The organism is Actinoplanes utahensis, assembly GCF_016862455.1.
Lineage (GTDB): Bacteria > Actinomycetota > Actinomycetes > Mycobacteriales > Micromonosporaceae > Actinoplanes > Actinoplanes utahensis.
In genome coordinates this window covers 14566-37287 of the sequence record NZ_BOMZ01000041.1, presented here as the reverse complement: position 1 = coordinate 37287, position 22722 = coordinate 14566, and the positions used below count along the sequence as shown (strand labels likewise).

Annotated in this window: 18 protein-coding genes; 2 read left to right on the top strand and 16 right to left on the bottom strand. The window is 73.4% G+C overall.

The features are described from left to right. Positions 1 to 3 precede the first annotated feature (3 nt). The 7 genes from Aut01nite_RS15115 to Aut01nite_RS15085 all read right to left on the bottom strand — a co-directional run bounded on the left by Aut01nite_RS15115 (position 4) and on the right by Aut01nite_RS15085 (position 12728). Positions 4 to 1383 (bottom strand): rhamnulokinase, encoded by a 1380-nt coding sequence (locus tag Aut01nite_RS15115; RefSeq protein ID WP_043523505.1) that lies wholly within the window; start codon positions 1381 to 1383, stop codon positions 4 to 6. Continuing rightward, positions 1380 to 3410: a bifunctional rhamnulose-1-phosphate aldolase/short-chain dehydrogenase gene (locus Aut01nite_RS15110; protein ID WP_043523573.1), complete on the bottom strand. Its 2031-nt coding sequence runs from the start codon at positions 3408 to 3410 to the stop codon at positions 1380 to 1382. Before Aut01nite_RS15110 ends, Aut01nite_RS15115 begins: the two co-directional genes overlap by 4 nt. 591 nt (positions 3411 to 4001) lie before the next feature. Next, a complete protein-coding gene (locus Aut01nite_RS15105) occupies positions 4002 to 5954 on the bottom strand; it encodes an amino acid adenylation domain-containing protein (protein ID WP_043523504.1) in 1953 nt (650 codons plus the stop codon). 247 nt (positions 5955 to 6201) lie between these two features. Further along, a complete protein-coding gene (locus Aut01nite_RS15100; protein ID WP_083998589.1) occupies positions 6202 to 7485 on the bottom strand; it encodes an HNH endonuclease signature motif containing protein in 1284 nt (427 codons plus the stop codon). Between the two features lie 417 nt (positions 7486 to 7902). Continuing rightward, entirely contained in the window at positions 7903 to 9633 is a 1731-nt protein-coding gene (locus tag Aut01nite_RS15095) for an ABC transporter ATP-binding protein (RefSeq protein WP_043523503.1), read from the bottom strand. After that, positions 9630 to 11306, bottom strand: coding sequence for an ABC transporter transmembrane domain-containing protein (locus tag Aut01nite_RS15090; protein WP_236642595.1), 1677 nt, complete (start codon positions 11304 to 11306; stop codon positions 9630 to 9632). The genes Aut01nite_RS15095 and Aut01nite_RS15090 overlap by 4 nt, the downstream gene beginning before the upstream one ends. Before the next feature lie 36 nt (positions 11307 to 11342). Continuing rightward, a complete protein-coding gene (locus Aut01nite_RS15085; RefSeq protein ID WP_052163371.1) occupies positions 11343 to 12728 on the bottom strand; it encodes an MFS transporter in 1386 nt (461 codons plus the stop codon). An 86-nt stretch (positions 12729 to 12814) separates the two neighbouring features. Here Aut01nite_RS15085 and Aut01nite_RS15080 point away from each other — a divergent pair, with 86 nt between their 5' ends. Beyond that, entirely contained in the window at positions 12815 to 13816 is a 1002-nt protein-coding gene (locus Aut01nite_RS15080) for an Lrp/AsnC family transcriptional regulator (RefSeq protein WP_043523501.1), read from the top strand. Here Aut01nite_RS15080 and prfH read toward each other — a convergent pair. Beyond that, positions 13768 to 14376 (bottom strand): peptide chain release factor H, encoded by a 609-nt coding sequence (prfH, locus tag Aut01nite_RS15075; RefSeq protein ID WP_043523500.1) that lies wholly within the window; start codon positions 14374 to 14376, stop codon positions 13768 to 13770. The genes Aut01nite_RS15080 and prfH overlap by 49 nt on opposite strands. Further along, positions 14373 to 15491, bottom strand: coding sequence for an RNA ligase RtcB family protein (locus Aut01nite_RS15070; protein ID WP_043523499.1), 1119 nt, complete (start codon positions 15489 to 15491; stop codon positions 14373 to 14375). Before Aut01nite_RS15070 ends, prfH begins: the two co-directional genes overlap by 4 nt. A 287-nt stretch (positions 15492 to 15778) precedes the next feature. Here Aut01nite_RS15070 and Aut01nite_RS15065 point away from each other — a divergent pair, with 287 nt between their 5' ends. Beyond that, positions 15779 to 16699, top strand: a complete 921-nt coding sequence (locus Aut01nite_RS15065; protein WP_043523498.1) for a poly(ethylene terephthalate) hydrolase family protein — start codon at positions 15779 to 15781, stop codon at positions 16697 to 16699. A 56-nt stretch (positions 16700 to 16755) separates the two neighbouring features. Here the strand turns inward: Aut01nite_RS15065 and Aut01nite_RS15060 are convergent, their stop codons facing one another. The 7 genes from Aut01nite_RS15060 to Aut01nite_RS15030 form a co-directional block, all read right to left on the bottom strand. After that, positions 16756 to 17226, bottom strand: coding sequence for a hypothetical protein (locus Aut01nite_RS15060; RefSeq protein ID WP_043523497.1), 471 nt, complete (start codon positions 17224 to 17226; stop codon positions 16756 to 16758). An 11-nt stretch (positions 17227 to 17237) separates the two neighbouring features. Continuing rightward, complete coding sequence (locus Aut01nite_RS15055; protein ID WP_152628548.1) at positions 17238 to 17690, bottom strand: hypothetical protein; 453 nt, start codon at positions 17688 to 17690, stop codon at positions 17238 to 17240. Between the two features lie 19 nt (positions 17691 to 17709). After that, positions 17710 to 18549, bottom strand: coding sequence for a DUF72 domain-containing protein (locus tag Aut01nite_RS15050; RefSeq protein ID WP_043523570.1), 840 nt, complete (start codon positions 18547 to 18549; stop codon positions 17710 to 17712). Beyond that, complete coding sequence (gene bluB / locus Aut01nite_RS15045; RefSeq protein WP_043523569.1) at positions 18549 to 19172, bottom strand: 5,6-dimethylbenzimidazole synthase; 624 nt, start codon at positions 19170 to 19172, stop codon at positions 18549 to 18551. Before bluB ends, Aut01nite_RS15050 begins: the two co-directional genes overlap by 1 nt. Continuing rightward, a complete protein-coding gene (locus Aut01nite_RS15040) occupies positions 19172 to 20212 on the bottom strand; it encodes a LacI family DNA-binding transcriptional regulator (RefSeq protein WP_043523495.1) in 1041 nt (346 codons plus the stop codon). The genes bluB and Aut01nite_RS15040 overlap by 1 nt, the downstream gene beginning before the upstream one ends. A gap of 241 nt (positions 20213 to 20453) precedes the next feature. Then, the gene (locus tag Aut01nite_RS15035) at positions 20454 to 20921 is read right to left on the bottom strand and encodes a hypothetical protein (protein ID WP_043523494.1); all 468 of its coding nucleotides are present in this window, start codon (positions 20919 to 20921) and stop codon (positions 20454 to 20456) included. Between the two features lie 672 nt (positions 20922 to 21593). Next, the gene (locus Aut01nite_RS15030) at positions 21594 to 22718 is read right to left on the bottom strand and encodes a hypothetical protein (RefSeq protein ID WP_043523493.1); all 1125 of its coding nucleotides are present in this window, start codon (positions 22716 to 22718) and stop codon (positions 21594 to 21596) included. Positions 22719 to 22722 lie beyond the last annotated feature (4 nt).

Sequence of the window (22722 nt, the reverse complement as noted above, 5' to 3'; positions counted from 1 at the left end):
GGGTCACCTCCCTGCTCGTGCGGCGGCGTCGTCCCAGGCTCCGGTCGAGCCGGCCGGCTCGTAGCGCACGATCGCCTGAGTCTCGCGCACCAGCGCCCGCATCGCATCCAGTCCCCCGGTGACGACTCCGGCGGCGCGGGCCTGGACGAGCAGGTTGCCGATGGCCGTCGCCTCCACCGGGCCGGCCAGCACCGGCAGCCCGCAGGCGTCGGCGGTCAGCCGGCACAACAGTTCGTTGAGGGCGCCGCCGCCGACCAGGTGCACGACGGTCGCCGTACGCCCGGAGAGCTCCTGGGCCTGGCGCACCGCGCGCCGGTGCGCGAGCGCCAGGCTGTCCAGGACGCATCTGACGATCGTCGCCCGTCCGGCGTCAGCCGGCAGGTTCGCCGCCTTGCGCAGCCGCGCCGCCATGTCGCCGGGCGGCAGGAACAGCGGGTCGTCGAGGTCGACGACGTGGGCCAGGGCGGGTTCGGCGGCGGCCGCCCGCAGCAGCTCCGGCAGGTCCGGGGAGCCCCATTCGCGCAGGCACTCCTGCAGCGGCCACAGGCCCATGACGTTGCGCAGGTAGCGGATGGTGCCGTCGACGCCGCCCTCGTTGGTGAAGTTCGCCGCCCGGGACTCCGCGCTCAGCACCGGCTGGTCGAGTTCCAGGCCGACGAGGGACCAGGTGCCGCAGGAGATATACGCGAAGTCGTCCCCCTCGGCGGGCACGGCGACGACCGCGCTGGCCGTGTCGTGCGACCCGACGGCGATCACCGGCGTGCCCTCGTAGTGCCCGATCAGCGATCCCGGGTGCCGCACCGGCGGCAACAGCCTGCCCCGCAACCCCAATTCCACGATCAACGACGAGGACCATTCCCGGGTACGTACGTCCAGCAGTCCCGTGGTCGACGCGTTGGTGTACTCCGCGCCGATCTCACCGGTCAGCCAGTACGCGAGCAGGTCGGGGATCATCAGGAGCCGGTGCGCGGCCGCGTACTGGGGCGTCGGTTCGGCGGCGAGCAGCTGGTACACCGTGTTGAACGGCAGTCTCTGCAGCCCGCACACGTCGTACAGGTCCCGCACCCGGTCGGCGATCCCGTCGGTGCGCGAGTCCCGGTAGTGCACCGGGTTGCCCAGCAGCGCCCCGCTGGAGTCCAGCAGCCCGTAGTCGACAGCCCACGAGTCGATGCCGATGCTGCGCACCGGCCCGGCCTTGCGCAAGCCTTCGACCACGCCCCGGAACAACGCCAGGATGTCCCAGTGCAGGGTGCCGCCGACGCGCACCGGCTCGTTCGGGAACCGGTGCACCACCTGCAGGTCCAGTCTTCCGTTCTGGAACCGGCCGACCACGACCCGCCCACTCGACGCGCCGAGATCGACGGCGGCGAACGCGTCACTCATCGGAGGAATGCCGCGGCGACGCCCGCGTCGACGGGAACGTGCAGGCCGGTCGTGTGGGTCAGGTCGCCGCCGGTGATCGCGAAGACCGCGTTGGCGATGTGCTCCGGCAGCACCTCGCGCTTGAGCAGGGTGCGCTGGGCGTAGAACTCGCCGAGCTTCTCCTCGGGCACGCCGTAAACGGCCGCGCGGTCGGCGCCCCAGCCTCCGGCGAAGATGCCGGAACCTCGTACCACGCCGTCGGGGTTGATGCCGTTGACCCGGATGCCGTGCGGGCCGAGCTCTGCCGCGAGCAGGCGCACCTGGTGGGCCTGATCGGCTTTGGCGGCGCCGTAGGCGACGTTGTTCGGCCCGGCGAAGATCGAGTTCTTGCTGGAGATGTAGATGATGTCGCCGCCCATGCCCTGGGCGATCAGCACCCGCGCGGTCTCCCGCGACACCAGGAACGAGCCCTTGGCCATCACGTCGTGCTGCAGGTCCCAGTCGCGGGCGGTGGTGTCCAGCAGCGACTTCGACAGCGACAGGCCGGCGTTGTTGACCACCAGATCAACCCCGCCGAAGGCCAGGACCGCTTGCTGTACGGCCTGCGCGACGCCCGCCTCGTCGGTGACGTCGAGGCTCACCGGCACGGCGACGTCCGGCCCACCGATCTCGGCGGCCACGGTCGCGGCCGCCTCGGTGTCCCGGTCACTGACCACGACACAGGCGCCCTCGGCGGCCAGGCGCAGCGCGATCGCCCGCCCGATGCCCGAACCGGCGCCGGTGACCAGGGCGATCCGGGTCGCCAGAGGCTTCGGCTTCGGCATCCGCTGCAGCTTCGCCTCCTCGAGCGCCCAATACTCGATCTTGAACTTCTCGGCCTCGTCGATCGGGGCGTAACGGGACACCGACTCGGCGCCGCGCATCACGTTGATCGCGTTGACGTAGAACTCGCCGGCGACCCGGGCGGTCTGCTTGTTCGCCCCGAACGAGAACATGCCCACCCCCGGGACCAGCACGATCGCCGGGTCGGCGCCGCGGATCGCCGGGCTGTCCGCGGTCGCGTGCCGCTCGTAGTAGCCGCGGTAGTCCGCCCGGTACGCCTCGTGCAGCTCCGTCAGCCGGGCGATCACCTCGTCCAGCGGGGCGTCCGGGGCGGTGTCCACGACCAGCGGCTTGACCTTGGTCCGCAGGAAGTGGTCCGGGCAGGACGTGCCCAGCGCGGCCAGCTCGGCCAGGCGCTCGCTGTTGGCGAAGTCGAGGACCACATCGCTGTCGTCGTAGTGGCCGACCTGCGGGCGGTCGGTCGAGACGAGACCGCGGATCACCGGGAAGAGGGCAGCGGCACGCTCACGGCGTACGTCTGCCGCCAGGGATCGAATCACCGTCGCACCGAAAGGCGCGCTGCGGCCGTGCTCCGCCAGGTACGCCGCGGCGGTGTCGATGATCTCGTTGGAGTTGGCCTCGCACTCGTCGCTTGTCGCACCCCACGCGGTGATGCCGTGGCCACCCAGGATCACGCCGATCGCCTGCGGGTTCGCCTTGTACACGGCGGCGATGTCGAGGCCCAGCTGGAAGCCCGGGCGGCGCCAGTCGACCCAGAGGACCCGGTCGCCGAAGATCTCCTTGGTGAGGGCCGGGCCGTCGGCGGCCGTCGCGATCGCGATGCCCGCGTCCGGGTGCAGGTGGTCCACGTGCGGCGCGTCGACCAGGCCGTGCATCGCGGTGTCGATGCTGGGAGCCGCGCCACCCCGGCCGTGCAGGCAGTAGTCGAAGGCGGCGACCATCTCGTCCTCACGGTCCAGCCCCGGATAGACAGCCGGCAGCGCGCGCAGCCGGTCCAGGCGCAGCACGGCCAGGCCCTTCTCGGTGAGCGTGCCGAGATCGCCGCCGGAACCCTTCACCCACACCAGGTCGACCGCGTCACCGGTGACCGGGTCGGTGCCGGCGCCCTTGGCGGAGGTGTTGCCGCCGGCGTAGTTGGTGGTCTTCGGATCCGCACCGAGGCGGTTCGAGCGGGCGATGAGCTCGGAGACTACGGGGTTGGTCATGGGGATCCGCTTCTCTTCGGCGTGCTTCTCAGGCTTGTCGGGCTGCTGCGGAGGCCGCTGGTCGGGCTGTGTGTTCAGGCGGCCTGTCAGGCGGCCTGTCGGGCCGCTCGTCAGGTCGCTCGTCAGGTCGCTCACGCGTGAAACGTTTCAGAGTTGCCGGTAGATTACGGCGGCCGCTCACCCGAGGTCAAGGCCGGATCCGAGCCGGTTTCCACCCCCGCCCAACGACACCGTTTCAATCCGCCCTGGCCGGCATACCGCCCCTTCGCCCACCACTCCGCCCTTCCCCGACCGCACCTCACCCTCGGCACACCCGCGAGTTCGAGCAGCACCAGCCGGCCACGAAACCACCCGACTCGCCGATTCACGACTTCCGGCCACCCGATGCGACTGTCCGCGCAGCGGCGGATCTGCACGGCTGGCGTCATCCGGTGAGCGGCGGACACATCCAGAAGCGGTCGGCCTGGAACCGCCGGTCCTCCGGCACGCCCCGATGCCGTGAAAAGGGCTCCTTCGCGGCCCATCCCATCAGTGGTCAGCCGCGTGGCCAGTCGCGCGGCCAGCGGCTGGACGGCGGCCAGTGGGCGGCGGTCAGCGCCGGACCGTCTGCCGGACCGCTTCGAGGCGGGAGCGGATGGACTCGTCGACCCAGATGAGATCGGACGCCGAGCCGGAGCGGATGATGCGGTCGCCGTTCAGCAGCTCGTCGAGGCGCTGCAGGAGGGGCCGCTCGGGGCCGGCCAGGTCGGCAAGCAGTTCGGCGGCGTCGGCGACGGCGGGGAACCGCGGTACGAGCAGGGCGCGCAAGGTGGGCAGGACCGGTGTGCTGTCGCCGGTGGCGGCCGTCACGACGACGGCGGCCAGGATCTGGAGCTGCCGGTCGGCCTGGCTGCGTGAACACTCCCCGGTGAGGTGGGCCCGGGCGACGGGGACAGCCGGCAGCAGATCCGGGCCGGGGTCCAGCAGTGGAGGGCGGACGGTCGTCGTGGGGCGTACCAGCGGCTCACGGGACGCGGCCAGGATGGCGGCCAGCCCGGATCCCGGCCTTCGACCGTCTTCTGACCGGAAGGTCTTGACCAGCGCGCTGAGGAGCAACCGTGGATCGCCGGTGAGGCGGCGTACGGCGGCGGCCGCGTCGATGTCGCCGTCGTGGGCGAGTCGCCACAGGTGCGGCAGGGCCTCGGGCGCGGCATGACCGAGGCGGGCGAGGGCTGCCGCGGCGATGAAGCCGGTTTCGGGAAGAAGAGCGATCAGATCGGGTACGGCCGCCGCAGCACGGGGCCCCCAGGAGGCGATCAGGTCAGCGAGGTGGTGGTGGCTGGGCAACCGGCGGCGGACCGCCTCCAGCGCTTCCGGGGTGTAGGGAATCCATCGAGGATCCCAGTGGCGTGGTTCCGGATCGAGCTCCACCCAACGGGGGTCACCGAGCCACCGCAGCGTCTCGACAGCCCTCAGTTCAGAGGTGATCGCCGTGCGGCCCGCAGCCCCGGATCGGCCGGGAGTGGCCCCTGGCGGGACGGGGGCCGGATAGTGGGCGGCGATGGCGGCGATCCGTTCCCGGTAGCGGCCGGCGATCGGCCCGCAGTCTCGCAGCGTGCTGATCACCTCGTCGCGGACACCGGGATCCGGGTCGTCCAGCAACGCCGCCACCAGTGGAACCAGGATCTTCGGAGCGGATCGGTCACACCGCGAGCGCTCCGCGACAGCGAAGACGGCGGCCCTCCGGGTGTCCGCCACCGGACTCGCAGCGAGCGCGGTGACCAGGGCGACGACAGGCGGCTCCGCGGCAGCCGACGCCCCAACAGCCGAGCGTCCTGCAGTCGACGCCGCAACAGGCGAGGGCACGACGGCCGGGGCCGCGGTGGCCGGGACGAGCGCGTCGCGTTCGTCGCCGAGGAGGCGGGACATGGGGATGGGCAGGACCAGTTCCTCGACCGGCTCGCGGGGGGCCCACGCATAGTGGAGTTCGGGTCCCTCGTCGACGGCTGCGGTGATCGCGATGGCGGCGCCGGCGGGCAGGACGGTGCCGGCGCGGGCCAGGGCCAGGCCGGCGGCGTAACGCTCCTCGGCGGGGCCGTCGAAGGGGAACCGGGCGGACGCCTGCACCGGATCGAGGTGGCCGAGGGCGAGGTGCAGCGATGCCCGTACCCCCGGATGGTCCTCGATCGCGAACCGGTCCCCGAGAACCGCGACCGGGCCGCCCGCCTGGGCCGTCGCGTAGGCGACCGCCGTCCGCACCGCCGGATCGGGGTCGCCGAGGGGAAGCCGCTCTGCCGCGAGTGCCGCACGGGCCTGCTCGCGCAGAACGCCGTAGGCGTGCCGGGGATCGGCGATCATACCGAGAAGCCAGGCCGCTTCGTCGCGGGCGGCAGGCCCGGTGCGGACGATCTCGGCCAGGAACGGCACGGCGGCGACAGTCGCCGGGTAGAGCGTCCCCTGCGGAAAGATCAGTTCCGTGATCGTGTCGAGGTCGGCGGCTCGCAGCAGGTCCGGAAGGTCCTCGGCGGTGCCGTCGGCGTGTGTCAGAGCAGCCCAGTCGATCACCGGGCACTGTAACGGTGTCGCTGCAGTGCCAGGAGCGTTGCCGGGCCGAGTGTGGGCCGCCCGCGTGACGAGGGCCCGAGCGTCGTGGGCGCCGGGTTCGATGTGGAACGCCGCCATCGCGCCGCGGCCCGGCGGGGCGGACCCCGCACGAATGCGACACCACCAACGCGCCAAGCCCAACGAAACGAACCCCTCCGCGGACCTCCGTTGCGGACCGCGGGGTCCGGCTCGGGTGGCTGTGGTGGCCTCACGTCGGCTGGTGGTATTGGTTGCGGCGGGGCCGGCGGGTGGGGTCGAGCCAGGCCGGTGGCAGGAATTCGGGGAGTCCGTCGTCGGCGATGCGGATCTCCCAGCCATCACCGTTGCTGGTCTCGGTGTGGATGATCCGGTGGTGGTGGCCACAGAGTAGGGCGAGGTTGTCAAGGTTGGTAGGGCCGTTGTCGGCCCAGTTCATCAGGTGGTGGGCGTCGCACCAGCGCGCGGGCCGGTCGCAGCCGGGGAAGGTGCAGCCTTTGTCGCGGATGGTCAGCGCCCGGCGGAGGGGTCCGGTGGCGGTGCGGCGGGTGCGGCCGGCATCGAGGATCTGGCCGGGGCCGTTGAGGATGATCGGCAGGATCCGGGCGTCGCAGCCGAGCCGGCGCACGGTTTCTGCGGATACCGGTTCGCCGGAGTCCAGGATGCCGGTGCCGAGGGCCGCGCGGAGGGGGTCGTAGCTCACGGTGACGGCGATCTGAGGGCGGTCGCCGCCGTTGTCGGGCAATGGTCCGCCGGCGAGCACCAGCCGGCACACCTCGACCAGGGCATCCGCCCGCCGCTGTCCGGGGGTTCGGGCCTGGCCGGTGGCGGCCAGTTCGGCGGCGACCGTGTCGGGTTTGCACAGAGGGTCCAGGGCCGCGGTGACGATGGCGGCGGCTTCGTTGTCGAGGATGCCGGACAGCCGGATGCGGCCGTCACCGACCGCGGTGAGGGTGACATGGCGTTGCTGGTGGGCGTCGCGTTCGGCGGCACGCAGGCGACGTTGTTCGATCGCGTCGGCGACTTCGGGTGCGACGTGGTCGAGGATGCGCTGCCCGGCTTTGCGCAGGCCGCCGGGGTCCAGGTGCGCCGCCCATCCGGTCAGGGTTGCGGCCGAGTCGGTGCGGATGCTCGGGTCGAGGGTTTTCGGGAGGGTGGCCAGGGCGGTGCTGATGACGGCGAGTTGTTCGGCGTTGACCTTGCCGGTGGTGAGCGCGGCGTCGAGGTCGCCATGACGGTCGACCGAGGCGGCCTGGACGATTAACTGATGTGCGGTGCGGGGGCTGATCCGCAACCGGTCCCGCAGCCAGATCTTGATGGACGGGGCGTGCCGGCCGGCCCGGATGTCACGCAGGCGGACCTCGTGGACGGCGTGCAGAAGGGCGGCCTGCAGCATCTGCTGGGCGTGGTGCACCGTGTCGAGGAATTCGAGCAGGTCGGCGTCCGGCAGGGGGCTCACACGCCAGGCAGCGCACTGGGCTGTGAGGTCGGTGAGCTGCTGCATCGTCTCTTGCATTCACTCATGTTCGAACAGGCGTACGACAGAATGCGAGCCTCCGGACGGCCGGGCGCTCCATTCGGCCCGGACCTCACAAACGGGCAGAACGACTCGCGGCCGCATCGATCGCGAGCTAGCCCGTACCGGAATGCGGCAGCGCCGGAAGCCGGGCGTACACCCCGCGATGAACGTGACCGTGCCAGTCGTCCCGGCCGGAATCTGGCCGGGACAGCACCGGACGACGACATCGCCGGCTCCGGCACGGGCGGCCACCGGCACCGCTACGCGGCGATGATGTGGCGGCGATGATGTGGGCGACGTCCGGCGCCGGCGGGGACCACGGTGAGGCTTCCAGGAGGGGCGAGGTCGAACGCCGCGCCGAGTACACCCCGGCAGCGGGTCGGTAGGCAGGCGTCGCCACGAGCCGGCGGAGGGTCATCGCGGGACGGTGACGTTGTCGTCGCCGTGCCAGGAGCGCCACAGGGCCGCGTACGGGCCGCCCGCCGCGACCAGGGCGTCGTGGGTGCCGAACTCGATGATCCGGCCGTCGTCCATGACGGCGACCCGGTCGGCGTCGTGGGCTGTCTGCAGGCGGTGGGCGATGGCGATGACGGTGCGTTCGTGCAGGACGGCGGCGAGGGCGCGTTCGGCGGTGCGGGCCGCGGTGGGGTCGAGCAGGGCGGTCGCCTCGTCGAGGATGACGGTGTGCGGATCGGCGAGGACGACCCGGGCGAGGGCGAGCTGCTGGGCCTGGGCGCCGTCGAGGGGATCGGCGGCGAGGTCGCGGTCCAGGTCGTCGGCCCAGTCGGCGCCGACGGTGCGCAGCGCGGATCTCAGCCGGTCGTCGGGGGCGTCGACCATCAGGTTGGCGCGGAGCGTGTCGCGGAAGACGTGGTGTTCCTGGGTGACCAGGACGACGTGGCGGCGCAGCTGGTCGGGTGGCAGGTCGGCGATGGGGACGCCGCCGACGGTGACGCTGCCGGCGGTGGGCCGGTCGACGCCGGCGATGAGGCGGCCGAGGGTGGATTTGCCGGCGCCGGAGAGGCCGACGACGGCGAGCCGTTCGCCGGGGCGGACGGTCAGTTCGACGTCGTGCAGGACGTCGCGGTCGGTGTCGTAGGCGTACCGCACGCCGCGCACTTCGATCTGTTCGTCGCGGGGTTCCCGGTCGTCGGCGGGTGGCGGGGCGGGGACGGCGCCGAGCCCTTCGACGCGGGCGAAGGACGCGCCGGCGGCCTGCAACTGGTCCACGAAGATCAGGATGCTGTCCAGGGGGCCGACGAGCTGCCGCAGGTAGAGCACGGCGGCGGCGACCGTGCCGACGCTGACCCGGCCGTCGAAGTGGAGGAACCCGCCGAGGACGAGGACGAGCACGGCGGGGACCGCGTACGAGGTCTCGGCCAGCGGGAAGTAGACGCTGCGCAGCCGGAGGGTGGCGAGGCGGGTCCGCCGGGTCTCGGCGAGCGCGGCGTGCCCGGCGGCGAGGCGGCGTTCGTGCAGGCCGAACGCTTCGACGGTGCGGGCGCCCTGGGTGGTGGCGGCGAGTTCGTCGGCGAGGCGGGAGTTGGCCTCGCCTTCGATGAGGTACGCGTCCCGGCCGCGGCGCAGGTACCACCGGGTGACGAACCAGATGCCGGTGAACCCGATGACACCGACGATCCCGAGCAGCGGGTCGAGGACGACGACGGCGAAGATCAGATAGAGGATCTGGACGGCGCCGACGAACATCGGGGGCAGCAGGTCGCGCAGCGCGCCGGCGACGGCGTCGATGTCGGTGCCGCCGCGGGCGGCGAGGTCGCCGGCGGGGACGCGTTCGACGACGGCGGCGGGCAGGCCGAGGACCCGGCGCAGGAAGGTCTCCCGGATCCGGGCGGCGGTGCGTTCCCCGAAGCGGTACGCGGCCCGCAGCGAGAACCGGGCCAGCACGGTCTGGGCGACCGCACAGAGCAGTACGGCGAGGGCGAGCCGGTCCACGTCGCCGGCTCCCCCACCGGCGGCGACGGTGTCGATGACCCGGCCGAGCAGCCACGGCCCGCCGAGCCCGGCGAGGGCGGCGAGGGAGCTGAGGGCGAGGAACCCGGCGACGGCCCGCCGGTCGGCCGCGACGAGCCGCCGGGCCGCGCGCGCGACCTCGCGCCGGTCGGCGATGGGCAGCGGGCTGGTCATGCGCCCTCCCCTTCGAAGGAGTCCTCTCCGAAGGCACGGGCCACGAGCGCCCGGTAGCCGGGTTCGGCGGCCAGCAGCCCGCGGTGGGTGCCGGTGGCCGCGACCCGGCCGTCGACCAGGTAGTGCACGGTGTCGGCACGGTCCAGCAGCACCGGCGAGGTGGTGGCCAGGACGGTGCCGCGGCCGCGGCGGGCGGCGCTGAGCCGGTCGGCGATGGCGGCTTCGGTGTGCGCGTCGACGGCCGAGGTGGGTTCGGCGGCGAGCAGCATCTCCGGGTCGGTATAGACGGCGCGGGCCAGGCGGACCCGCTGCCGCTGCCCGCCGGACAGGTTGCGCCCGCCCCAGGTGACGGGTCTCGCCAGGTCGGCGCCGACGTCGTGGGCGACGGCGGTGTCCAGGGCGAGCCGGACCCGGTCGTCGTCGGGGTCGGCGCGGCCCGCGACGACGTCGCGGAGGGTTCCGGCGAACAGGTCGGCGTCGTGGGCGGCGACCAGTATCCGGGAGCGGATCTCCGGCTGGGCGATGCCGGCGAGCGGCCGACCGCCCCAGGTGGTGTCGCCAGGCTGGTAACGGCCGAGCCGGTCGAGGATGCGAGCGGATGCGGCGGGCAGGTTGCCGGCCAGGGCGGTGAAGCGGCCGGGCTCGGCGGACACGCCCGACTCCGGGTCGTGCAGGACGGCCGGGCCGGGCGGTGCGGCGCCGCCTGCCGGGTCGTCCCCGGGCAGGCGCAGGAAGTCGGTGATCCGGCGGGCGGCGACCACTCCGCGGGTCACGTCGAACCCGACGAAGATCATCACGTTGACCGGGATGACCAGCATGGCGGTGTAGCCGTACACGGCCACCAGTTGACCGGCCGTGAGGCCGCCGCCCACCGCGAGCCGCGCCGCCAGCCAGATGACGACGGCGAGGTAGACCACCGGCAGGCCCTCGCCGAGCGCGCCGATCCAGCTGGACGGCTCGCCGACCCGGTAGCCCTGCTCGCGCAGTTTCGCCGATTCCCGTTCGTAGTGCTCCTGGTGGGCCTGTTTGCCGCCGAGGCCGTTGAGCACCCGCAGGCCGCCGACGATGTCGACCAGCCGGGAATTGAGGCCGCCCTGGTGCTCGCGGTACCGGGCGGCGGCCCGCTGCGTGCGGCGCAGCAGCGGGCCGATGGTCAGCGCCACCACCGGAACGCCCACCAGGACGACGACGGCGAGCAGGCCGGAGATCCGCTGGAGCAGCACCGCGATCACGGCGAACGCGACGACCGCGGCGACCCCGACGCCGCCGACGTTCATCGCCCGGCCGACCGTCCACACGTCGGAGATGCCGATGGTGACGACCTCACCGGCGGTGACCCGCCGGGGCAGGGCGGCGCCGAGCCGGGTGGCGTGCGTCATCACCAGGTCGGCGGTGCGCAGGGCGGCGGCCAGCCGCAGCCGGGTCATGCTGCGGTGCCGCATGATGCCGAGCCAGGCGCTGGCGACGCCGACGGCCAGGACGACCGCGGCCCAGGCGAGAAGTGCGGTGGGGCGGGGCGGCGTGAGGCCGCGGTCGATCGCTTGCGAGATGAGGTACGGCGTGACGGCCAGGCTGACGAACCACAGTGATCCGTAGATCGCCCCGAGGGCGACCTTCCCCTTCACTTCCCGGACCAGCCACCACAGGTACCGGACGGGACCGCGCGCATCCACCACGGGGCCATGCTGCCGCACCGCCGCCAGTGGATGTCACCCGTTTTTCACGGTTCGGACCGTTCCGGCCGCCGGCGCCCGGCTGCCGGCCAGGGCGAACACCGTGATCGCCGCGGCCACCGCGAACCCCGCCGCGACGAGCACCGCGCCGCGGAGCCCGGCCGCGTATCCCTCGGTGGCGGCCCGGTCCTGGACGACCGCGCCGAAGATCGCCACCCCGAACGCGAACCCGAGTTGCCGGAACGTGTTGAGCGCCCCACCGGCCATGCCGCTGCGCTCGCGTGGCACCTCGACCAGCACCGCCGACGACAGCACCGGCAGCACCACCCCGGCGCCCAGCCCGACCAGGATCAGCCCGGGGATCAGCACCGCCGCCCGGCTGCCCTCGTCCACGATCGACTGGGCCAGGTCGCCGGCGGCGATCAGCAGCAGGCCGGACCCGACGGCGATGCGGGGCCGGACGTTCTGCAGCCACCGCCCGGCGAACGCGCCGACGACCAGCGCGGCCCCGCTCAGCGGCAGCGCGCCGAGCAGCCCGGCGTCGACCGGGCCGTGCCCGAGCACGGACTGCAGCCAGGTGGTGGTGAACGGCAGGTACGCGAACGCGGCCGCGTGGCACAGGAACGCCGCGACGATCATCGCGGTGAACGCCGGCCGCCGGAACAGGGTGAGGTCCAGCATCGGGTCCGCCGACCGCAGTTCCACGTACCCGAACAGCGCCACCCCGGCCAGCCCGGCGGCGAGCGGGCCGAGCACGGACGGTGACGTCCAGCCGTCGTCCGCGGCGGTGATCAGCCCGTACGTGATCGCCGTCGCGGCCAGGGTGAACGTGACCGTGCCCGGGACGTCGAACCGCCCGGCCCGCTCGGTGCGGGACTCGGTGACGGAACGGAGCGTGAACCAGGCGGCGGCCACGCACATCGGCAGGTTCACCAGGAAGATCCAGCGCCAGCCGAGGTGTTCGGTGAGCAGGCCGCCGGCGAGCGGCCCGGCCGCGGTCGCCGCCCCGCTGACGGCGCCCCACACGCCGAACGCGGCGCCCCGGTCGCGGTCCCGGTAGGTGACGTTCAGGATCGCCACGGTGGTGGCGAACATGGCGGCGCCGCCGATGCCCTGCAGGGCACGGGCGGCGATCAGCGCGGGCACGGTCGGCGCCAGGGCACAGAGCAGCGACGACACCGCGAAGATCAGGAGACCGATGAGGTACGTGGCGCGGCGCCCGTACCGGTCGGCCAGCGCTCCGGCGCCCAGCACCAGGGCGGCGAGGGCGAGGGCGTAGCCGTCCAGCACCCAGGCCAGGTCGTGCGGCCCGGCCTGCAGATCGGTGGCGATGCTGGGCAGCGCGACCACCACGATGGTGACGTCCACGAGCAGCAGGAAGGTGCCGAGACAGACGGCGACCAGCGGCATCCGTTTTCGCATGTGGCGCACTCTGCCGCCGATCCCGGAGATCGCACCACCATTCGCGGGCGATGCGGCGGATCTCGACATCGGGATACGGTCCTCCAGTGGAAATCGACGATCTGGATCGGGCGGTCGTGCACGCGCTGCGGATCGACGGGCGGGCCGGCTGGCGCGAGATCGGCACGGTCCTCGGCGTCTCCGACCAGACGGTGGCCCGGCGTTACCGGCGGCTGCGCGAGACCGCCGGGGTCCGCGTGGTCGGGCTGATCAACCCGATCCGGCTGGGCTACGAGACCTGGATGCTGCGCCTGCACACCCGCCCCGACACGGCCGCGCCGCTGGCCGGCGCGCTGGCCCGCCGCCCGGACACCACCTGGGTGAGCCTGTTCTCCGGCGGCACCGAGGTCTCCTGCTCGGTCCGGGTCGCCGCGCACGCCGACCGGGAGGCCCTGCTGCTGCAGAAGCTGCCCCGGACGCCGAACCTGGTGTCGGTGAGCGCGCACTGCCTGATCCACCACTACGTCGGCGGCGCGGTCGGCCCGGACCGCCGTGACGACGCCCTCACCGCGGACCAGATCGCCGCTCTGACCCCGCCGGAGTCCGCCGGCGACCCGGCCCCGATCACCGACGGCGACGGTCCGTTGCTGGACGCGCTGGCCCGTGACGGCCGCGCCGGTTACACCGAGCTGGCCGGGGCGACCGGCCGGCCGGAGTCGACGGTCCGGCGCCGGATGCGGGAGCTGCGCGGTTCCGGCACGCTCTACTACGACGTCGAGGTGAACCCGCCGGTGTTCGGTTTCCGGGCGCCGGTGCTGCTCTGGATGACGGTGTCCCCGGCCCGGCTGGCCGCCGTCGGCGCGGCGCTGACCGAGCACGAGGAGGTGGTGTTCGCGGCCGCGACCACCGGCGCCACGAACCTGGTGGCGACGGTGATCTGCCGGGACATGGCCGCCTTCTACCGCTATCTGACCGCGCGGGTCAACGGGCTCGACGGTGTCGACCGGGTCGAGTCCGCCCCGCTGTCACGGCACGTCAAACAGCTCGGCGCGGTCCCCGGTCAGGGCCGCTCGACCCGGACCGGATCGCCGCGGACCAGCTCGTCGTGAACCCGCCACCGGGTGGTCTCGGCGGCCCGGCCCGCCGCCCGGTCACCGGCCTCCAGCCGCTCCCGCAACTGCCGCAGCGCGAGACTCCGGTTCAGGCTGAACTGGCGCTCGGTGTCGACCACCACCACCGTCCCGGTCGGGCGGTGGGTGGCGCGCACGGCGGTGCTGGCCTTGTTGCGGTGCTGCCCGCCCGGCCCGCCGGTCCGGCAGCCGACGATGTCCACGTCCCGCTCGTCGAACGGGGTGGCCGCCACGTCGAGCCGGCACGGCTGCGCAGTGACGTACCAGTTCTTGCGGCCCGGCCCGGTCCGGTAGGGACTCGGCGCCTGCCAGCACAGCGTCCCGGTCCAGGACGCGGCGAACTCCTCCGCGCCGTCCCCGGTGATCTCCACGATCATCGACCGGAACGTCCCGGGCCGCTCCCCCGGCACGCTCTCCACCCGCCGCGTCGTGATCCTCCCCCGCGCGGCGTCGGCTTCCAGCCGGCGGACCAGCATGGCCAGGGCCCAGGCGCATTCCTGCGGTCCGCGTCCGGCGGACACCAGCAGATGGACGCTCACCGGCGGCCGCCACGGCGCGGAGCGAGATCGGCGGTCTTGTAGGTGACCAGCGGCAGCGTGCTCACGACCGGGGTGGCCAGCCGGTGCACGACCAGGTCCCCGATCACCTGCTCGATCTTCTTGTAGGCGGTCGGCGCCTCCTCGAAGAGCAGTTGCCGGTCGCCGCACACGACCAGGGAGCCGACCGCCGTACGCCGCAGCTCCTCGACGGTGTGTTTGGCCTTGCCGCGGCGCAGCGCGTCGGCCCGGGACATCTTGCGCCCCGCGCCGTGCGCGACCGAGAAGCCGGCCGCATGCCCGGAGTGCCCCGCCACCAGGAACGAGTGCGTGCCGCGGGTGCCGGCGATCAGCACGTCGTGGCCGTCGCCGGGCGCCGCGCCCTTGCGGTGCAGGTAGGCGCCGTCACGGATCTCGACGGAGTTGTGGCAGACGTCGGTGACCGGCTCGCCGAGCTCGGCGCCGAGGGCGACGGCGACCCGCTCGGCCATCAGCCGCCGGTTCAGGTGCCCCCAGCGGACCGCGTCGTCGTGGGCGGCGAGATAGGCGGGCGGGTCGGTGGCCGGGCCCGCGCCGTGCGTCTCGGTGTGCGCGCGCAGGATCCGCTCGCCGAGGCCGCGGGAACCGCTGTGCACGATCAGGACCAGGTCGCCGGCGGCCAGCCCGAGCCGGCCGGCGTGGCCGGGGTCCAGCACGTCGTCGACCTTGGCCAGCTCGACGAAGTGGTTGCCGCGGCCGACGGTGCCGAGCTGGTCGGTGTAACCGGCCGGGATCTCGATGCCGGGCAGGTCGCCCGGGTCGACCGGCTGGTCCAGGTCGGGGAAGCGGGCGGCCAGCTTCTCCGGGACGGCCCGCTTGATCCGGAACGGGAACACGGCGATGCCGCAGCCGATGTCCGAACCGACCAGGAACGGGTAGAGGATCGCCGAGGTCATCGCGGCGCCGATCGGGGCGCCCTTGCCGGGGTGCAGATCGGGCATCCCGGCGACGTGGATCATGCCGTCCAGGCGGGCCACCTGGTGGCACTGGTCGACGGCGTCGGACTCGATCCAGCTGCCGGGCGCGGCGAAGATCTCGACGGTGGCGGGTTCCCGCACGACAGGGTGCTGCTCAGACAAAACGGGGTCTTCTTTCGCATGACGGAGGCCTCGACGCGGCGCGGAGCACGCGGAGGTGGAGGAGCCGGCCGGTCGGTGCGGGCCGGTGGGATGCGCGGGAGAGTGCCTCAGTACGTCATGGCGACCACCCTCGCGGACCCGGCGCACCACCGCAACCGATTTACCGCCGCGGCCGGACATATCGTGACGACAGGGAGGGCGGTGGGATTACCGCGGCTTTGTTACTGCCGGGTTAAGTAATCGACATCGTTCGATTTCGGGGAATCCCACGACCCAGGGAGTTCCAGATGCCCGTTCCCACCCGTACCCGCTCGCTCCTGGCCGCCACCGGCGTCGCGGCCGCCCTCGCCCTGACCCCCGCCACGCCGGCCCTCGCCCTGACCCCGGCAGCGGCCGTCGCGCTGGCCCCCGTGGCAGCCGTCGCCGCCAACCCGTACGAGCGCGGCCCCGCCCCGACCAACGCGAGCATCGAGGCCGCCCGCGGCAGCTTCGCGATCGCCTCGACCACCGTCAGCCGGTCCAGCGTCTCCACGTTCGGCGGCGGCACCATCTATTACCCGACCGACACCAGCGCCGGGACGTTCGGCGCGGTCGCCATCTCCCCCGGCTTCACCGCGTCCCAGTCCAGCATCGCCTGGCTCGGCCCGCGCCTGGCCTCCCAGGGCTTCGTGGTGATCACCATCGACACCCGCAGCACCCTCGACCAGCCGGACAGCCGCGGCACCCAGCTGCTGGGCGCGCTGGACTACCTGACCACGACCAGCTCGGTGCGCACCCGCATCGACGCCACCCGGCTCGGCGTGATGGGTCACTCGATGGGCGGCGGTGGCAGCCTGGCCGCGGCCCGCACCCGGCCCGCGCTGCAGGCGGCGGTTCCGATGACCCCGTGGCACGGCACCAAGAGCTGGTCCACGGTCCGCGTGCCCACCATGATCATCGGTGCGGAGAACGACACCGTCGCACCCGTCTCGTCGCACTCGGAGCCGTTCTACACCAGCATGGGCGCCGCACCGGAGAAGGCGTACCTGGAACTGAACAACGCCAGCCACTCGGCGCCCACCCAGGGCGGCAGCGTGACCGTGGCCAAGTACAGCCTGTCCTGGCTCAAGCGGTTCATCGACAACGACACGCGCTACGACCAGTTCCTGTGCCCGGCCCCGTCCGGCTCGGCCATCCAGGAGTACCGCGCCACCTGCCCGCACTCCTGACACCCGCAGCACCGAGGGGCCCGGCGATCGCCGGGCCCTTTCCGGCGGTCACCGGTTCACAGGCTCATCCAGCAGAAGAGGTGCTCACCGGCGTCGCGGGCCGCGCGGGCCAGGCCGGTCAGCTCGGTGATGGTGTCGGCGGCGAACTCGTCGTCGCCGTCGCGGTAGTCGCCGAACTCCTCGACGCGGATCCACCGGTCCGCCACCTCCGGCAGCCGGGCGTGGTCGAACGCGGCCAGCGTGTCGCGCATGGTGTCGGGAAGGAGCGTGACCCACGGACCCTCGTGGTCGGTGTCCTGCTCGCCGCCGGCCGGCCAGACCAGGCGGTCACCGGTCCCGCCGTGCGCCGACGGGTCGATGAAGCCGATCAGCTGCCCGAGGACCACGGTCGGGTCGATCTGCTTGAGCTCGACCACCGGGGTGGGCCACTCGTCGAGGTCCGCCGGCGACGCGGCGTCGTTACGGTCCATCAGGCCGGCGACGGCGGCGGGGTCGGCGGCGCGGAAGTAGTCGTAGAGGGCACCCATGCGGCCGGACCCTAGTCGATCAGCCAGGCGTGCAGGACGTCGCCGTACGACGAGTAGGTCAGCACGGTCAGGCCCACGAACACCGCCGTCCAGAGCGCCGCCCGCACCGAGCGCCCACCGGCCGCCGCCAGCGACAGGACGCCGAGCAGAACGCCCAGGAACGGGAGCGGCGGGATCAGGACGACCAGCGAGTGCGGGATTCCGAAGATCCACAGCAGCGGGTTCCACAGCGCGGCCGGGCCGATCGGCGGGATCGAGTCCTTCGGGTCGCCGAACCTCTCCAGCGTCGGGTCCAGGATCCCGGCGTAGTCACCGGTCTCGACGGCCGCGGTGAGCAGCGCCGCGAACATGCCGATCAGCTGGATGGCGAGCAGCACCGGCAGGACGACGGTCAGCGCCCGGCCCGGATGCCGCGCCGTCCACGCCACCGGGCTCCCCGGTCCTTCGATGTGTGCCTGCGTCATGGGCGGCACGGTACCGCAGTCAGAACAGCGTCGGCGGCCCGTCGTCCTCCGGGATCAGCGGGGTGGGCAGCGGGGCGAGAGCCGGCACGAGCGCGCGCACCTCGTCGTGGAAGCGGCGGCACAGCCCGGGGGCGTCCGCGTTGTCGGGGGTGTGCACGAAGAACGTCGGCGACCGGCCCTCGCGCAGCCAGTCCGCGACGATCGGCACCCACTTGCGCCAGCCTTCGACGGTGCGGTCCTCGGCGTCGCGGCCCAGGTAGCGGACGATCGGCCGGTCGGTGAGGGCGGCGGTACGCAGCGGCATCCGGGGCTTCTTGAGCCAGGCGTCGCGTTCGGCGTCGCTGGTCGGCGGGGTACGGAAGAACTCGGTGGTGTCGAACGGGATCCACTCCGCGCCGACCGTGGCGAGGGTGTCCTCGAGCCGGTGCGGGTCGTGGAAGAAGGCGGGATCGCGCACTTCGACGGCGTACCGGAAATGATCGGGCAGATGGCGCAGGAACCGTGCGAGGACCGCCAGATCGCCGGGTCCGAAGGATCCCGGCAGTTGCACCCACAGGGCGTGGACGCGTTCCCCGAGCGGCTCGATCACCCGGAGGAACTCCGGCAGGGCGGAGACGTCGGAGAGGTGCGAGCCGTGGGTGACCCCACGGGGCAGTTTCAGGACGAACCGGAAGTCGGCGGGCGCCTGCTCGGCCCAGGTCCGCACCGTGTCCAGGGACGGCGTCGCGTAGAAGGTCGTGTTCCCCTCCACCGCGTTGCACCAGCCCGCATAGGCCCGCAGCCGGTCACCCGAGGACGGCACGAACCGGCCCTGCCACGACTTGAGCTGCCACATCGCGCACCCCACGTGCAGCCGCATCAGCACCCCCACCGGTCGGCGTGCACCGCCTCGCTCAACGGCCGCCGCCGGCGCCAGCCGTGCCGTTCCAGGTCGGGGACCTCTTCGAGGTGGGTGACCGGCCCGAGGCAGAGCCAGGCGACCGGCCGGATCCCCGCCGGGATGCCGAGCAGGTCGCGCAGGAACTCCTCGCGGTAGAACGACACCCAGCCGACGCCGAGGCCCTCGGCGGTGGCGGCCAGCCACAGGTTCTGGATGGCGAGGCAGACCGAGTAGAGCCCTGCGTCGGCGATCGCGTGCCGCCCGAGGACCGCGGGCCCGCCCCGCGACGGGTCGTAGGTGACCACGACCGACAGGCTGGACTCCCGCACCCCGTCGATCTTGATGCGGGCGAACCGCTCGCCCGCCTCGCCCTCCAGGGTCGCGGCGAAGGTGTCCCGCTCGGTCTGGACGTGCTCGTGGAAGGCGTGGCGCAGCGGCTGCGAGCGGACCAGCACGAAGTCCCACGGCTGGGACAGGCCGACACTCGGGGCGGCGTGCGCGGCGGTCAGCACCCGGTCGAGCACCGCCGCATCGACCGGCGCGCCGGTGAACTCGGCGCGGACGTCTCGGCGGCGGTGAATGACCTCGTACAGGTCGTGGATCACCGCCGGACGGTACCAGTGGAGGCGCGCGCCACCAGCGCCGGCACGAACGTGGCCTGCTCGTGGGTGTGATCCGGGTTGGTGGCCTCGTCCAGCACCAGGCGCGCGGCGGTGCGCCCGAGCTCCTGCCGGGGCTGGCGCACCGAGGTGAGCGGCACGGCCGCGGCCGCGGCGAAGTCGATGTCGTCGAAACCGACGATCGCCAGGTCGTCGGGCACACGCAGGCCGGCGGTGACCGCGTGCTGGAGCAGGCCGAGGGCGAGCAAGTCGTTGGCACAGAACGCGGCGGTGGGCCGGCGCCGGGTCGGCAGCCCGGCCAGCCGCTCACCGGCCGACCGGCCCTCGGCGACGGTCAGCGCCTCGGTCGGCAGGTGGATCAGGTCCTCCTCGGGCATGCCGAACTCGGCCCAGATCGCCCGCGCGCCCTGCAGCCGCTCGCGGACCTGGCCGATGCTGTCCGGCCCGCCGACGAACGCGACCCGCCGGTGGCCGCGGTCGATCAGGTGCTCGACGGCGATCCGGCCGCCGAGCACGTCGTCGACGGCGACCGAGCAGTGCCCGCCGTCCCGGCTGAACCGGTCGACCATGACGAACGGGATGCCCCGCTGGGAGATGTCGCGCAGGTGTGGCGCGTCCGGGTCGACCGGGGTGATCAGGATGCCCTGGACGCGCTGCTGGACGAGCCGGTCGATGTGTTTGACCTCGCGCTCGGAGCGGCCGCTGGAGTTGCAGACGAACAGCGACAGGTCGGCGTCCTCGGCGGCGGTCTCGATGCCCTCGGCGACGTCGTGGAAGAACGGGTTGCCCCCGTCGAGCATCACGTAGGCGAGCGCACGGCTGGTCCCGGCACGCAGCTGACGGGCCGACTCGTTGCGCACGAAACCGAGCTCCGCCATCGCTCGCTCGACCCGCTCACGGGTGGTGGCGCTGACGACGGCGGGCCGGTTGAGCACGTTGGAGACGGTGCCGAGGGACACGCCCGCGGCGGCGGCGACGTCCTTGACCGACGGTGCGCGCCCGTTGCGCGGCTGGAGAGTCACCCGATGAGTCAATCACGACTCTTGAAACATTTCAAACGCCCGCCCCGCCCCTGCGGTGGTACCGACTTGTATACCAAGGCCCGTCGACTCGGAACCGCTCGGGCGAGCGGCCGCGCGAGACCATCCCGTCCGCGGAGCTGCGTCCCGGCCGCCGGCTCGTGGCGAAGGACATCGCCGACTGGATGGAGGCGCACTTGCGGGCCGTCCCGGTTCCTCCCCGAGCCGGGCACTGCGGGAACCGTCAGCTCGGCAGCACGGCGGCAGCGGCGGAGGCGAGCAGGAGGACGGCGAGGGCCAGACCGGCGATCTGGACCGGAGGCAGGGACGGGTCGGCGTCGACACGGCGCACGACCGGGCCGCCGAGGGCGGTGAGGATCTCCACCGCGCGGAGCGGCCCGTGCCGGTCCGGGGCTCTGCGCCGCAGGCGGGCACGGCGGGCCGGCACCACGCGGACCAGGTCACCGCGGCGCAGCGAGTCGCGGGGCGCGCCGGTGCGGATGCTCACCCGCAGGCCGGCGCCGTGCGCGGCCCGCACGGTGAACTCCCAGACAGCCGCGGAGCCGCCCCCCGCCGGAAGCAGCCGGTGCGCGACTGCCAGGATCACGACCAGCAACAACGGTACGAGTACGGCCGTCAGGACCAGGCCACCGCCAACGCCCCCGGCCAGCGACCGGCCGGTCCAGGCCGCGATGCTGATCCCCGCGGCCACCGACGCTGCCAGAACTCCCGGAGCCGACCGGTTCGACAACGCCGCAGCCGTGATCCGCACCGGCCCCGCGACCACTCCGACATGCGGATCCGCCTCATCCCGTGCCGGCCCCTCGCCCGGCGCGCCGGGCGGCGGCGACACCCTTCCGGGCTGCCCGGACGGACCTCGCGCGGGCGCCGGCCCCGAGGGTTCGGAGGGTTTTCGCGCGGGCGGCGGCTCCTGTCGTGGCTGTCCGGGTCTCCGCCATCCGGACGCGGCTCCGTCCGGTCCGGGCGGGCCCGCGGGGTGACGGCCGAACGGTTGCCGGGCGGGTTCCGGTGGTGGGCGACGCCCGGGCGGTGGCTCGCCGCGGCCGGTGTCGCCCGGGTCACGGCTGCCGGTCAGGTCGCGGCGGGTGCGTGGCTGGTCGGGCGGGCCGGGGCGAACACCGGGTGGAGTCGCCCAGGGCCGGCGCGGCCGGGTCGCCGGACCGGCGGGGAAGAGCCGGTCGTCGTGGCCGAACAGGGGCTGTTCCGGAGCGGCTGCCGGCTCCGCCCGGGACTCGGCCGCGCGGGGTGCGGACGGGTTCGGGGCGGATCCACCGGCGTCCGGCTGATCGGCGTCGGGCGGGAGCGGGTCGGGGCGGGGGCCGGCCCATGGAGGGGGTGGGTCGTCGGTCATCGGGTCGTCGCCTCATCCGGCCGGTCGGAGGGTTCGGGCGTCGCACTGGTTCTTCAGCTCGGTTTCCGAGAGGTCGCTGAACTGGTTGGAGCACCAGTCGAGCACCGACTGCCGGTCGGGGAAGTCACCGGTGGCGAAGGTGACCCAGAGCGGCTGGCCGTTGATCAGCTGCCGTTTGCCGTAGTCGGTGCTCTTGAGCAGGATCACCGGGTGTTCGGCGTCGCCGTGCTCGGCACGGAGCTGCTCGTGTTCGGTGAGGATGTCGGTGGCCTGGAAGATGTGCGAGCCGTCGGCGGCGGTCTGCAGCGGGTCCCGGATGCCGGGGTGTTTCGAGGCGATCTGGGCGACGAACTGGCCGGCCGGGACGACCGTGGCGACGTCCTCCCGGCGTTGTTCCTCCAGCCGGGCCAGCGCGGCGGCCTGCGGGTCGGCGGCTTCGGTGGACTCCGGTGTGGCCGGGCCGGGCTCGGTGGTGAAGGCCTCGGTGGGTTGCGCATCGGCCGGCAGGGTGTCGGCCGGCTGGGCGTCGTCGGGAACCGTCGGGTTCCCGGGGTCGGCGGCCTGAGTGCCGGTGCGGTCCTGGTGGCGCAGCAGCATGATGCCGCCGGCGGTTCCGGCGAGGAGCAGCAGGGCGACGGCCAGGATGATCAGCGGCAGCCGGTTGGACTTGCCGGTGACGGCCGGTTGCCAGCTCTCGGGCGCGGGTCCCGCGTACCCCGGCGGGCCGGCGAAAGCAGTGGGCGGCTCGCCGCTCCAGGCCGGTGGCCCGGTGCTCGGCGCCGCCGGCGGACCGCCCCAGGCGGGACCGCTGACCGGCCTGGTGGGCTGGTGGTCGGCCGGAGAGGGCGGGCCGGGAGCGGCGGGCTGCTGATCGAAGGTGAAGTACGAGCCGGGAACGGCGGGTGGCGGGAAGCCGGCGGGGGCGGTGGGCTCCTGGCCGGGCGGGGTGGACGAGGCGGGCGGGGTGGACGAGGCGGGCGGCGGGAAGAAGGAGGGCGGCACGGCGGGGCGGCCGGCGCCGGGTTCGCCGGGCTGGGTGAGTTCGGTGGTCTCGGTGGGTTCCGTGGGTTCCGTGGGTTCCGTGGGGAAGAGGGCGGTCGGGTCCCAGACACCGCGGGGCCGGTCGTCGTCGGTCATGGTG

Bases quoted from the DNA above. Each gene is read 5' to 3' on its own strand.
- Aut01nite_RS15110 (WP_043523573.1), bottom strand. From the start codon at position 3,410: ATGACCAACCCCGTAGTCTCCGAGCTCATCGCCCGCTCGAACCGCCTC.
- Aut01nite_RS15115 (WP_043523505.1), bottom strand. From the start codon at position 1,383: ATGAGTGACGCGTTCGCCGCCGTCGATCTCGGCGCGTCGAGTGGGCGG.
- Aut01nite_RS15095 (WP_043523503.1), bottom strand. From the start codon at position 9,633: ATGACCAGCCCGCTGCCCATCGCCGACCGGCGCGAGGTCGCGCGCGCG.
- Aut01nite_RS15050 (WP_043523570.1), bottom strand. From the start codon at position 18,549: ATGCGGCTGCACGTGGGGTGCGCGATGTGGCAGCTCAAGTCGTGGCAG.
- Aut01nite_RS15055 (WP_152628548.1), bottom strand. From the start codon at position 17,690: ATGACGCAGGCACACATCGAAGGACCGGGGAGCCCGGTGGCGTGGACG.
- Aut01nite_RS15085 (WP_052163371.1), bottom strand. From the start codon at position 12,728: ATGCGAAAACGGATGCCGCTGGTCGCCGTCTGTCTCGGCACCTTCCTG.
- Aut01nite_RS15030 (WP_043523493.1), bottom strand. From the start codon at position 22,718: ATGACCGACGACGACCGGCCCCGCGGTGTCTGGGACCCGACCGCCCTC.
- Aut01nite_RS15065 (WP_043523498.1), top strand. From the start codon at position 15,779: ATGCCCGTTCCCACCCGTACCCGCTCGCTCCTGGCCGCCACCGGCGTC.
- Aut01nite_RS15060 (WP_043523497.1), bottom strand. From the start codon at position 17,226: ATGGGTGCCCTCTACGACTACTTCCGCGCCGCCGACCCCGCCGCCGTC.
- Aut01nite_RS15100 (WP_083998589.1), bottom strand. From the start codon at position 7,485: ATGCAAGAGACGATGCAGCAGCTCACCGACCTCACAGCCCAGTGCGCT.